Genomic DNA, 12,805 nt, shown 5'->3' with positions numbered 1-12,805 from the left:
CCGGGCGTCAGACGCGTTCGATGGCCAAGGCCAGACCCTGGCCGACACCGACGCACATGGTCGCCAGGCCTTTGTTGCCGCCCGTTTTTTCAAGCTGATGCAACGCGGTCAGGACCAGGCGCGCACCGCTCATGCCCAACGGATGGCCCAAGGAAATGGCGCCACCGTTCGGGTTGACCTGGGCCGCGTCGTCCGCCAAGCCCAGCTCACGCAGTACCGCTATCCCTTGGCTGGCAAAGGCTTCATTGAGTTCGATCACATCGAAATCGCTGACGGCCAGCCCGAGGCGCTCGGTCAATTTGCGCACCGCCGGCACCGGGCCGATGCCCATTACCCGTGGCGCGACACCCGCGCTCGCCATGCCCAGCACTTTGGCGCGGGCGGTCAGGCCATGTTTCTTCACTGCTTCAGCGGAGGCCAGAATCAACGCCGCTGCGCCGTCGTTCACACCGGAAGCGTTGCCGGCGGTGACGGTTTTGCCTGGACCGTTGACGGGCTTCAGCTTGGCCAGGGTTTCCAGCGTGGTGTCGGCACGAGGATGCTCATCCTGGCTGACGACGGTTTCGCCTTTCTTGTGGGCAATCCGCACTTCGACGATTTCTTCAGAGAAAAATCCTGCAGCTTGCGCGGCGGCGGTGCGCTGCTGGCTGCGCAGGGCGAAAGCGTCCTGATCCTCGCGAGACACTTCGTAATCGTCGGCCACGTTGTCGGCGGTCTGCGGCATCGCATCGACGCCGTATTGCGCTTTCATCAACGGGTTGATGAAGCGCCAGCCGATGGTGGTGTCTTCCAGCTTCATGTTGCGCGAGAACGCCGCATCGGCCTTGCCCATCACGAAGGGTGCGCGGGACATCGACTCGACGCCGCCGGCAATTGCCAGCTCCATTTCGCCACTGGCGATTGCGCGGAAGGCGGTGCCGATCGCATCCATACCCGAGGCGCAGAGGCGATTGAGCGTGACGCCGGGAATGCTTTCCGGCAGCCCGGCCAGCAACAGCGCCATGCGGGCGACGTTGCGGTTGTCTTCGCCGGCCTGGTTGGCGCAGCCGAGGAACACCTCGTCCACTGCGTTCCAGTCCACCGACGGGTTGCGTTCCATCAAGGCCTTGATCGGCACGGCGGCGAGGTCGTCTGCACGCACCGCTGACAAGCCGCCGCCGAAACGGCCGATGGGGGTGCGAATCGCATCGCAGATATAAACGTCGCGCATCACGCTTCTCCCGGTGTCTGGCCGTGGGCGGCGGCGGTGCGGGCTTCCAGATCCCTGAGCGCCTTAAGCTCAACATCCGTTGGCTCAGCCGTATTTTCGACATTGCCTGCGAAGCGAATTGCCCAGCCGGTGGCGGCAATCACTTGCTCGCGAGTCACGCCCGGGTGCAGCGCGGTGACTACGAATTCATGGGTGTCCGCTTCGGGCTCCATGATGCACAGGTCGGTAATGATGCCGACTGGCCCGGCGCCCGGAAGGCCGAGACGCTTGCGCGAATCACCGCCCTCGCCATGACCGACCGAGGTGATGAAGTCGAGTTTGTCGACGAAGGAGCGCGCCGATTGCTTGAGAATGATGAGTACGCTTTTCGCCGAGCCGGCAATTTCCGGCGCGCCACCGGCACCGGGCAGGCGGACTTTCGGTGCGTGGTAATCACCGACCACGGTGGTGTTGATGTTGCCGAAGCGGTCGACCTGCGCGGCGCCGAGAAAACCGACGTCAATGCGCCCGCCCTGCAACCAGTAGCGAAAAATCTCACCGGTCGGGACGACAGTGTCGGCGGTTTCCGCCAGTTCGCCGTCACCGATCGACAGCGGCAGTACGCTTGGCTTGGCACCGATCGGACCCGATTCGTAGATCAGGACCACATCCGGCGAAGACGTCAGGCGCGCCAGGTTGGCGGCTTTCGACGGCAGGCCGATGCCGACGAAGCACACCGAACCGTTCTTCAGGCGGCGGGCAGCGGCGACGGTCATCATTTCGTTGGTGGTGTAAGTCATTACTTGGCCTCCGAAGCAGCGGCCAGTTTGGCCTGGAACTCGCTGAAGTCAGCGCAGCCGTGGATGTATTCGTCGATCCACGCGGTGAAGGTTTCACGGTCGCGGGCAATCGGGTCCCAAGCCTGGTAGAAACGATTGTCGCGCTCGTTGTAACCGTGGGCGTAGGACGGATGCGCGCCGCCAGGCACATGGCAGACCGCGCTCAAGGCCCAGGTCGGCAGCACGCAAGAATTCATTGGTGCATTGAGGTCGTCGACGATTTCCTCGACGGTGACGATGCAACGCTTGGCCGCCAGCGCGGCTTCTTTTTGAACGCCGAGAATGCCCCAAAGCAGCACGTTGCCTTTGCGGTCGGCTTTCTGCGCGTGAATCACGGTGATGTCCGGGCGTACCGAAGGCACGGCGGCCAACACTTCGCCGGTGAACGGGCAGGTGACGGTTTTGATCAGCGGGTTGACCTTCGGCAAGTCGGAACCGGCGTAGGCACGCAGTACCGCGAACGGCAGGCCGGAGGCGCCAGCGACGTAGGCATTGGCCAGGTCGGCGTGGCTATGCTCTTCGATTTCCAGCGCGTGCGGCCACTGCTTCTCGACCGCGTCACGCAGACGATGCAGCGAACCGACACCCGGGTTGCCGCCCCAGGAGAAAATCAGCTTGCGAGCACAACCGGCGCCGATCAACTGGTCGTAGATCAGGTCAGGCGTCATCCGCACCAGCGTCAGATCTTTCTTGCCCTGGCGAATGATTTCGTGACCGGCCGCCGTAGGGATCAGGTGAGTGAAGCCTTCGAGCGCGACGGTATCGCCGTCGTTGACGAATTGCTTCACCGCGTCGTGCAGCGAAAGGATTTCAGCCATGGGGCAGGCTCCCGTTTGTGATGAACCGACAGTGGTAGAAAAAGGCGCGATGCGCAGCGCCGGAATGACTGAAGGTTAAGCCTGTGCAAAACGCCAAACAATCCGATAATCGACTAAGTGTTCGTTTATCGAACATATTGTTGTCTCACTATCGATCCCAAAAAGCATCGTCGGAACGCCGCCCGGAGCCGGCTCACTCCTACAGAAGAACGCGATTGACTGTAGGACCGAGCCTGCTCGCGAAGAGGCCATCAAACCCGCCGAAGATTCCGGAGCCTGGACTCAGGTCGCATCCGCATGACTGACCATGCCCTTGATCACCACCGCCATGGTTGCCACCGCCGCCGGAATCACCAGCGCCGTCAGCACTTGTTCAAAGTTCCAGCCCAGGCCCAGCAATGTCGCACCCATCCAGGCCCCGAGAATCGCGCCGAAACGACCAATCCCGAGCATCCACGACACCCCGGTCGCTCGCCCTTGAGTCGGATAAAACCGCGCTGCCAGCGACGGCATCGCCGATTGCGCACCGTTGACGCACATCCCGGCCACCAGCACCAATGTCGCCAAAATCGTGATATTGCCCAGGCTCTGCCCTACCGCGTAGGCAAACACCCCGGCCAGCAGGTAGAAAATGCCGATGACCTTGTGCGGATTGAACCGGTCCATCGCCCAGCCCACGCCCACTGCGCTCAACACCCCGCCAAACTGGAACAGGGCACCAATGAACGCCGCTTGTTCCATGCTCGCGCCACTGTCACGCATCAGCGTCGGCAGCCAACTGGTCAGCAGGTAAACAATCACCAGCCCCATGAAGTAGGTCAGCCACAACAGCAAGGTGCCGGTGCTATAGGTGCCAGAGAAGATCACCGCGAACACATTGCGCGCCTTCACGGTTTTCTGCTCCGGTACGCTGAAGCTCGACGCCTGAGCGACGACGGTCGGATCGATCGGTGCGAGAGCCTTGCGCACTTTGTCGGTGCCACGGTTGCGCACGACCAGGTAACGCGCCGATTCGGGCAGCCAGAACAGCAAGACGACGGTCAGGATCAACGGCAGAATCCCGCCGATCAGTAGCAGACTGTGCCAGCCGAAGGCCGGAATCAGCTTGGCCGAGATAAACCCGCCACCGGCCATGCCGAGGTTGAAGCCGCAGAACATGCTGGTCACCAGCAGGGATTTTTTGCGCTCCGGGGTGTATTCCGACAACAGCGTGGTGGCGTTCGGCATCCCGGCGCCAAGGCCCAGGCCGGTGAGGAAGCGCAGCACCAGCAGTTGATCGACGTTAGTGCTGTACGCCGAGGCCAGGCTGAAAGCCCCGAACAACAATACCGCGCCGACCAGTACGACTTTTCGCCCAAAGCGGTCAGCCAAGGGACCGGAGCCCAGTGCGCCGAAGACCATGCCGATCAGCGCGGCACTCATCACCGGGCCGAGACTGGCGCGATCAATGCCCCAGTCCTGGGACAGGGCCGGCGCGATGAAGCCCATGGCCGCGGTATCGAGGCCATCAAGGAAGACAATCAGGAAACACAGGATCACCACTCGCCACTGGTAGCGCGAGATGGGTTGAGCATTGATGAAGGACTGCACGTCGAGGCAGTTTCCTACAGCAGACTGAGGCTGGTTCATTATTTTTATTCCACGCAAGAACGCAGTCGGACAGGTGCCAGCTCAGGGCTGGCGCTGCCGCGACAGTAATGATCCCGGGGAAACAGCGTCAATTCGATAAACGCGAGTCTGTGCGTTTATCGAACAGCTTAGGCAAACAACTGGGCGCTGAGGTCACGGCTGGCACTTAACAAACCGGGCAAGAAACGCTGCTCCAGCTCGTTGCGGCTGACTCGTCCGGCGTGGGTACTGACGTTGAGCGCGGCCACCACCTGGCCCGAAGCGTCGTACACCGGAACGGCAATCGAACGCAGGCCCTGCTCCAGTTCCTGATCGACGATGCACCAGCCTTGTTGCCGCACTTCCTGCAGACATTCGAGCAACGCCTCGGGTGTGTGCAAGGTTCGGCTGGTCTTGGCCTGGAACTCCGCATGGTCGAGGTATTCGCGCAGCGAGGTGTCGTCCAGTGCCGCAAGAAGAATCCGGCCCATCGACGTGCAATACGCTGGCAACCGCCCGCCCACCGACAGGTCGACGGAAATCAGGCGTTGGGTGGTCGCCGAGCGGGCGATGTACAAAATGTCGTCGCCCTCCAGCGTGGCCATGTTGCAGGCCTCGTGAAGTTGCTCACTCATACGGTCCAGATACGGCTGGGCGGACACCGCCAAAGGCGTTGAGGACAAATAGGCATGGCCCAGCGTCAGCACTTTGGGCAGCAGCGAATAGGTGCGACCGTCGGTGGTGGCGTAGCCGAGTTTGATAAGGGTGTGCAGGCAACGTCGCACAGCGGCGCGGGGAATTTCCGTGCGGTGGCTGATCTGGGCAATGGTCAGGTGCCGTTTGCGCTCCTGGAACGCTTGAACCACCGCCAATCCCCGGGCCAGGGACGTCATGAAATCCGGATCGCCGGTCAGGGCCTGGATTCGCTTGGCGGGCGAGGCCACGATCGGCGGCGCCACTGAAGCGAAGGAATTGCGCATTTGATCGTTCATATCAGGTCCTTTTCCCACACGGATCAGCGGCTATTACAAGCGGCTTCGGGTCCGGCACACAAGCCACAGGCTGCAAGATTGGGCGATTATCGAACCATCGACCGATAATCGCAATCGACCTCACAGACGATGGCTACCTGCGCGCGCTGATTTGCGCAGCGCCCGCAACATGCTTTTATTCTTTACTGATTAAGGGCTGATGTAGTGGGATTAACTTGTTCGACTTTATGGCGTCAGAAAGACATCGTTGCACTGTGACATCACCCACACCCTAGTTACCTCTGAAAGTTGTGAGTAACAAAACAATCACACAGGTAGAACTACTTTTAACTCTCAAGCGATAGTGTTCTTCGGATCGACCGCTATAATGCACCTCAGTGGCGAAGCGGTTTTTACGTGCCGATCCCGCTACCCGGCAGCCCGGTATTCTATCGTCGCTGCCTGCAGCAAGCGCTTGACGCTCATTTCATATGCTCCGCCAACGCGCTCGCTGAAACAGGTAACTGATGCTACGTCAGCTGTTTTTCTCTGGTGCCGTGGCCGCCTGCAACATGGAAGTATTTTTCGCACGCCGTAGAAACGATGCCTTTATCGGGTATTGGCCTTTCGACGGGTGTGGTCAATAGGTTCCATGCAGCGCGTTTCACCAGAATTTATCTCAACTCATACAGGTAGCACTGTGACGAAAGACGAACTGCGCGCGGAACTTGAGCGCCAGGAACAACGTTACAAGGAAGTTTACGGCGGGGAAGTCACCACCTACGCCGCTCAGCCCGAACCCGAACGTAAGCCATGGCGTAAACGCGCCACCGTTCAGGATCAGGCATTCACCCAGGAATTGCAGAAGATGGAAAAGGAACTCAAAGCCGAAGAACCCTGAATACCTCGGCCTGAATCCTTCAAGGGTCTGCATCGGCACCCGTTAAAAGCGGGGTGTTCTGATGATGCCTTTCGCGCCCGCTACAAGCGGGCAGCGGTCACCTCACCCTACGGATGAGGCAAATGGCACTTGCCTGACCCTCTTCTCAGATATTTCACACAAGTGTTCAAGCCTCTCGGCCTCACGAGAGAAACCCTTGTGGCTGCGGCCTTTTCATCTGAATTCAATGACTTGCAAAACCCGGTAAAAACCTCGCCGATAGGCCATCGTCACAAATTAATTCGTTGAAGAATGTTACCGATGAGCACCTAGTGCATCGATTTGCAGTCTTTTCTGGCATAATCGCGCCCCCTTATGACCGGGTCAGAAAACCTTCATGATCGATTTATTCAGCGGACTTGATGCTTGGGTGCTTGTGAGCCTCTTGCTCGCCCTGGCCTTTGTCCTCGCCTTCGAGTTCATCAACGGCTTTCATGACACCGCTAACGCGGTGGCCACCGTTATCTACACCAAAGCCATGCCGCCTCATCTGGCGGTGTTCTTTTCCGGTGTGTTCAACTTTCTCGGCGTACTGCTGGGCGGTGTCGGCGTGGCGTATGCCATCGTCCACCTGCTGCCGGTAGAACTGCTGATCAATGTGAACACCGGTCACGGGCTGGCCATGGTGTTCTCGCTGCTCGCCGCCGCCATCACCTGGAACCTGGGCACCTGGTACTTCGGTATCCCGGCCTCCAGCTCCCACACGCTGATCGGTTCGATCCTCGGTGTCGGCCTGGCCAACGCGTTGATCAACGACATTGCGTTGGCCGATGGCGTGAACTGGCAGAAAGCGATCGACATCGGGGCGTCCCTGGTGTTCTCGCCGATGGCGGGTTTCCTGGTCGCAGCGCTGATATTGATCGGTCTTAAATGGTGGCGTCCTCTGTCGAAGATGCACAAGACACCGGAACAGCGCCGCAAGATCGACGACAAGAAACACCCGCCGTTCTGGAATCGCCTGGTGCTGGTGATCTCGGCCATGGCCGTGAGCTTCGTGCACGGCTCCAACGATGGCCAGAAAGGTATCGGCCTGATCATGCTGGTGCTGATCGGTATCGTGCCGGCGCAGTTCGTTCTCGACCTGGGCAGCACGACCTACCAGATCGAACGGACCCGCGATGCGACGTTGCACCTGAGCCAGTTCTACAAGCGTAACGCCGACACCTTGGGCGAGTACCTGGCCCTGGGCAAAAGCGTGGAAGGCGATCTGCCGGAGAAATTCCGTTGCAACCCGCAACAGACCGAACCGACCATCACCGCCCTCCTCGACACCCTTAAAGGTGTAGCGGATTACCACTCGCTGTCGCCGGAAAGCCGCATCGAAGTGCGTCGTTATCTGCTCTGCCTGGATGACACGGCGAAGAAAGTCGGCAAGCTGCCTGGCCTCGCTGCCCGTGAAAAGGCTGACCTGGACAAACTGCGCAAAGACCTGACCACCACCACCGAATACGCCCCGTTCTGGGTGATTCTGGCGGTCGCCCTGGCCCTGGGCCTGGGGACCATGGTCGGCTGGAAACGCGTGGTGCTGACCATCGGCGAGAAGATCGGCAAGCAGGGCATGACTTACTCCCAAGGCATGTCGGCACAGATCACCACCGCGAGCCTGATCGGCATGGCCAACATCTTCAGCCTGCCGGTCTCCACCACCCACGTCCTGTCCTCGGGTGTGGCGGGCACCATGGTCGCCAATAAAAGCGGCCTGCAAGGCGGCACCGTGAGAACCATCCTGCTGGCCTGGGTCCTGACCCTGCCCGCGACAGTGGCCTTGTCGGCCGGCCTGTTCTGGCTGGCATCGAAGGCACTGGGCAGCTGATACATGGCTGCGACAAAGAGGCGCGTTCCGTAAGGTTCGCGCCTTTTTTATGGCCTGCAGTCCGGCATTGCCGGGTCTGTTGAAAGAGATGGTTGGCCGTGAGGACGCCTTCGCGGGCAAGCCTCGCTCCTACAGTGGGACGGTGCCCACCGAACGCTTCTCACCACTCAATAGGCCGAGCGTTAGCTCGCCTGCTTTTGATCTTGATCTGCCCGCCCCTTCGGGAGGCTGAGTGGAGGCGTTCATCTGGGGGTGGGCGCGTAGCGCCGTGCGGCGAAGCCGCACACATCGAGAGGAGGTCGAAGCGAAGCCGACCGGAGGCGATGCCCCCAGATGAATGCCGGAGCGAAGGAACGCCGAGCCCAGGCGAGGGGCCGGACGTTCGGGGCGAGCCTTTTTTTGCTTACTTTTTTTTGGCGTTTGAAAAAAAAGTGAGTCGCCGTAAGGGCGAAACCATAAGCGGCCGTTACCGCAGGAATGGATATGTACACCACGCAGAGAAAGGTCGGCTATCAGGCCGCCTTCGCAAGCAGGCTCACTCCCACAGCCCCCCATTACCAAATCGCAGGCGAAAAAAAGGGCAACCGAAGTTGCCCAAAATGCCTTGCGTGCTCATTACATCCAGAAAGAACTACGGCTTACGCTTATGCGAATCCTTCCAGATAAAAAATCCGAACCCTGCGAAAAACAGAACCATGAGGCCGACTGTCAGCACCCCGGCGATCACCACGTTGTCGAAAAACATGACGGCTCTCCTGCACTTGCCCTGTTGCGATAGGGCTAAGTTAACCAATCAGGCAGAAGAGAAAATTGACCAGGATCAATGTCGCCCAAGACAGGGCGTAAAGGAGGGGAAATAACTGACCTGCATCAACGGATGCAGGGTGTTTCAGCGCTTTTTCGGCTTGTTCTTCGGTTTCTTCTTGGCTTTACCCAACGGCATCGCCTGCTCAAACGCCTGACGCACTTCATTCAGACGCTTTTCATTAAGGTCATGAACCCGCTTGGCGCGTTCGGAATTGAGATCAATCAGCTTGTCGTCTTGGCTCATGGTGCTCAGTACATCGTATGGCAGGGTTGTCACAATAATGCGGTCTCACGGCAGCGCTGACCAGCCACAACCTCAAATCTGGATATCGACCCACAACCCCTGGCGCGGCTGATCTTCCATCAACGGCGCCACCGGCACGGTATTGTCGGCATTGAGCTCGTTACCGGGAATCGCCAGATGCTCTTCCGGATCTTCATCAGCCTCACGACGACGCCGTTCCCGCTCCTGCTTGCGCCGCTGTTCCTCGCGCAGCTGAAAAGCCGCCTCTTCGGGATCTCGCTGTTGCAGGTCGATGGTGTTTTCGTTGGAGCTTTCCTGCACCGGCACGACAGGCGGAATATCCGGGCGCTGGCGGATCGGGTCCTGCTGTGACGTGATCGGCACGGCACTCAAAGGGAGCATCGGTGGCAGCATAATTATTAGTCTCCTGTCAGCAGGCTGTCGGCTGCGGGGATGGCGACTTGAGCCATCGGTCGCAAACTGTGACCGGTTTGGCACCAATTGGTGCCCCGACCTGCAAGCATCGCGTCGCTGGGCTAACGTAAGAGTGCGAGTTTTTATGAGAGTCCTTTGGCCCTGAAGCCCTCATTCCGTTAAGATAGCCCGCTTTTTCAAGGTGGGAGTCAGGCAGCATGGCGCAGCAGTATCAACCGGGGCAACGCTGGATCAGTGACAGCGAAGCCGAGCTGGGTTTAGGCACCGTTCTGGCACAGGACGGCCGCTTGTTGACCGTGCTCTATCCGGCCACTGGCGAGACTCGCCAGTACGCGCTACGGAATGCGCCCCTCACCCGCGTGCGGTTTTCGCCGGGCGACTCCATCACTCACTTCGAAGGCTGGAAGCTGACCGTCCAGGAAGTCGACGACGTCGATGGCCTGCTGGTCTACCACGGCCTCAACGCGCAGAACGAAGTGGTTACCCTGCCGGAAACCCAACTGTCGAACTTCATTCAGTTCCGCCTGGCCAGCGACCGGTTGTTCGCCGGGCAGATCGACCCGCTGGCCTGGTTCTCCCTGCGCTACAACACCCTGGAACACACCAGCCGCCAATTGCAGTCCGCGCTTTGGGGCCTCGGTGGCGTACGCGCGCAACCGATCGCGCACCAGTTGCACATCGCCCGTGAAGTCGCCGACCGCATTGCGCCGCGGGTTCTGCTGGCCGATGAAGTGGGCCTGGGCAAAACCATCGAAGCCGGCCTGGTGATCCATCGCCAACTGCTCTCGGGCCGCGCCAACCGCGTGCTGATCCTGGTGCCGGAGAACCTGCAGCACCAGTGGCTGGTCGAGATGCGCCGCCGCTTTAACCTGCAAGTCGCGCTGTTCGACGAAGAACGCTTCATCGAAAGCGATGCCGCCAACCCATTTGAAGACACCCAGCTCGCGCTGGTTGCACTCGAGTGGCTGGTGGACGACGAAAAGGCCCAGGACGCGCTGTTCGCCGCCGGTTGGGACCTGCTGGTGGTCGACGAAGCGCACCACTTGGTGTGGCACGAAGACAAGGCCAGCCCTGAATACACCTTGGTCGAGCAACTGGCCGAAGTCATTCCCGGCGTCCTGTTGCTGACCGCGACCCCGGAACAACTGGGTCAGGACAGCCACTTTGCGCGCCTGCGCCTGCTTGACCCGAACCGTTTCCATGACCTGCACGCCTTCCGCGCCGAGAGCGAAAACTATCGCCCGGTGGCCGAAGCCGTTCAGGAGCTGCTGGACAAAGGGCGCCTGTCGCCGGAAGCGCACAAGACCATTCACGGTTTCCTCGGCAACGAAGGCGAAGCACTGCTGACCGCCGTCAATGATGGCGACATCGAAGCCAGCGCCCGCCTGGTCCGCGAACTGCTGGACCGCCACGGCACCGGCCGCGTGCTGTTTCGCAACACCCGCGCCGCCGTGCAGGGTTTCCCGGAGCGCAAACTGCATCCGTACCCGCTGCCGTGCCCGGACGAATACCTCGAACTGCCGCTGGGCGATCACGCCGAGCTGTACCCGGAAGTCAGCTTCCAGGCCCAGCCGGACGCCAACGAAGAAGAACGCTGGTGGAAATTCGACCCGCGCGTCGAGTGGCTGATCGATCAGCTGAAGATGCTCAAGCGCACCAAAGTGCTGGTGATCTGCGCCCACGCTGAAACCGCCATGGACCTGGAAGACGCCCTGCGTGTGCGCTCCGGTATTCCGGCCACGGTCTTCCACGAAGGCATGAACATCCTTGAGCGTGACCGCGCCGCGGCCTACTTCGCCGACGAAGAATTTGGCGCACAGGTGCTGATCTGCTCGGAAATCGGCAGTGAAGGTCGTAACTTCCAGTTCTCGCACCACCTGGTGCTGTTCGATCTGCCATCCCACCCGGACTTGCTCGAGCAGCGTATCGGTCGTCTGGACCGGATCGGCCAGAAGCACATCATCGAACTGCACGTGCCGTATCTGGAAACCAGCCCTCAAGAACGGCTGTTCCAGTGGTACCACGAGGCGCTGAACGCGTTCCTCAACACCTGCCCGACCGGCAACGCCTTGCAGCATCAGTTCGGCCCGCGCCTGCTGCCGCTGCTGGAAAATGCCGACGATGGCGAGTGGCAAGCGCTGATCGACGAAGCCCGCGCCGAGCGTGAGCGTCTGGAAGCCGAGCTGCACACCGGCCGTGACCGCTTGCTGGAACTCAACTCCGGCGGCGCTGGCGAAGGTGATGCGCTGGTCGAGGACATTCTCGAACAAGACGATCAGTTCGCCCTGCCGATCTACATGGAAACCCTGTTCGACGCATTCGGCATCGACAGCGAAGACCATTCGGAAAACGCCCTGATCCTCAAGCCGAGCGAAAAAATGCTCGACGCCAGTTTCCCGCTGGGCGACGACGAAGGCGTGACCATCACTTACGACCGTAACCAGGCGCTGTCTCGCGAAGACATGCAGTTCATCACCTGGGAACACCCGATGGTGCAAGGCGGCATGGACCTGGTCTTGTCCGGTTCAATGGGCAACACCGCCGTGGCGCTGATCAAGAACAAGGCGCTGAAACCGGGCACCGTGTTGCTGGAACTGCTCTACGTCAGCGAAGTGGTTGCGCCGCGCTCGCTGCAACTGGGCCGTTACCTGCCGCCGGCCGCCCTGCGCTGCCTGCTCGATGCCAATGGCAACGACCTGTCGGCACGGGTGTCGTTCGAAACCCTGAACGATCAACTGGAAAGCGTGCCCCGCGCCAGTGCCAACAAGTTCATCCAGGCTCAGCGCGATCAACTGACGCCACGGATCAACGCCGGCGAAGAGAAGATCTTCCCGCGTCACGCCGAACGGGTTGCCGAAGCGCAACGTCGTCTGGCGGCCGATACCGACGAAGAGCTGGCACGTTTGACCGCACTGCAAGCGGTCAACCCGACCGTGCGCGACAGCGAACTGGTTGCCCTGCGCAAACAACGCGAGCAGGGTCTGGCGATGCTGGATAAAGCCGCGTTGCGGCTGGAAGCGATTCGGGTGTTGGTGGCGGGTTAAACCGCCCTGCTCCACCACTGAAAACAAGAAGGCCCGCAGTGATGCGGGCCTTTTTTATTGCCTGAAATTTGAGGCAGTGATGCTGATGGCCGCATCG

At 60.4% G+C, this 12,805-nt stretch carries 11 protein-coding genes; 3 read left to right on the top strand and 8 right to left on the bottom strand.

Going from position 1 to position 12,805, the window contains the following annotated elements; translation table 11 throughout:
- Positions 1–7 precede the first annotated feature (7 nt).
- The 5 genes from pcaF to pcaR all read right to left on the bottom strand — a co-directional run bounded on the left by pcaF (position 8) and on the right by pcaR (position 5,446).
- A complete protein-coding gene (gene pcaF / locus HP062_RS27745; RefSeq protein WP_172792359.1) occupies positions 8–1,213 on the bottom strand; it encodes a 3-oxoadipyl-CoA thiolase in 1,206 nt (401 codons plus the stop codon).
- Positions 1,210–1,989 (bottom strand): CoA-transferase subunit beta, encoded by a 780-nt coding sequence (locus tag HP062_RS27740; RefSeq protein WP_010462546.1) that lies wholly within the window; start codon positions 1,987–1,989, stop codon positions 1,210–1,212. Before HP062_RS27740 ends, pcaF begins: the two co-directional genes overlap by 4 nt.
- Complete coding sequence (locus HP062_RS27735; RefSeq protein WP_010462548.1) at positions 1,989–2,846, bottom strand: CoA transferase subunit A; 858 nt, start codon at positions 2,844–2,846, stop codon at positions 1,989–1,991. The genes HP062_RS27740 and HP062_RS27735 overlap by 1 nt, the downstream gene beginning before the upstream one ends.
- A gap of 282 nt (positions 2,847–3,128) precedes the next feature.
- Positions 3,129–4,475: an MFS transporter gene (locus HP062_RS27730; protein WP_010462550.1), complete on the bottom strand. Its 1,347-nt coding sequence runs from the start codon at positions 4,473–4,475 to the stop codon at positions 3,129–3,131.
- Between the two features lie 128 nt (positions 4,476–4,603).
- Positions 4,604–5,446, bottom strand: coding sequence for a pca regulon transcriptional regulator PcaR (gene pcaR / locus HP062_RS27725; RefSeq protein ID WP_010462552.1), 843 nt, complete (start codon positions 5,444–5,446; stop codon positions 4,604–4,606).
- Between the two features lie 679 nt (positions 5,447–6,125).
- On the opposite strand from pcaR, the gene HP062_RS27720 reads away from it, so the two are divergent.
- Positions 6,126–6,326, top strand: coding sequence for a hypothetical protein (locus HP062_RS27720; protein ID WP_007935837.1), 201 nt, complete (start codon positions 6,126–6,128; stop codon positions 6,324–6,326).
- A gap of 376 nt (positions 6,327–6,702) precedes the next feature.
- Complete coding sequence (locus HP062_RS27715) at positions 6,703–8,178, top strand: inorganic phosphate transporter (protein ID WP_010462556.1); 1,476 nt, start codon at positions 6,703–6,705, stop codon at positions 8,176–8,178.
- Between the two features lie 631 nt (positions 8,179–8,809).
- Here the strand turns inward: HP062_RS27715 and ccoM are convergent.
- The 3 genes from ccoM to HP062_RS27705 all read right to left on the bottom strand — a co-directional run bounded on the left by ccoM (position 8,810) and on the right by HP062_RS27705 (position 9,643).
- The gene (ccoM, locus tag HP062_RS31355) at positions 8,810–8,923 is read right to left on the bottom strand and encodes a cytochrome c oxidase subunit CcoM (RefSeq protein WP_010462558.1); all 114 of its coding nucleotides are present in this window, start codon (positions 8,921–8,923) and stop codon (positions 8,810–8,812) included.
- A gap of 144 nt (positions 8,924–9,067) precedes the next feature.
- A complete protein-coding gene (locus HP062_RS27710) occupies positions 9,068–9,229 on the bottom strand; it encodes a hypothetical protein (protein ID WP_007935839.1) in 162 nt (53 codons plus the stop codon).
- A 72-nt stretch (positions 9,230–9,301) separates the two neighbouring features.
- Positions 9,302–9,643: a hypothetical protein gene (locus HP062_RS27705; RefSeq protein WP_010462560.1), complete on the bottom strand. Its 342-nt coding sequence runs from the start codon at positions 9,641–9,643 to the stop codon at positions 9,302–9,304.
- A 218-nt stretch (positions 9,644–9,861) separates the two neighbouring features.
- Between HP062_RS27705 and rapA the strand changes: the two genes are divergently transcribed.
- The gene (gene rapA / locus HP062_RS27700; RefSeq protein ID WP_010462562.1) at positions 9,862–12,708 is read left to right on the top strand and encodes an RNA polymerase-associated protein RapA; all 2,847 of its coding nucleotides are present in this window, start codon (positions 9,862–9,864) and stop codon (positions 12,706–12,708) included.
- Positions 12,709–12,805 lie beyond the last annotated feature (97 nt).

Origin of the sequence: Pseudomonas sp. B14-6 (genome assembly GCF_013260315.1) — a bacterium.
GTDB classification, from domain to species: domain Bacteria; phylum Pseudomonadota; class Gammaproteobacteria; order Pseudomonadales; family Pseudomonadaceae; genus Aquipseudomonas; species Aquipseudomonas mandelii.
Note: the sequence above shows the minus strand (reverse complement) of the source record. Positions and strands in the feature narration are given on the sequence as shown.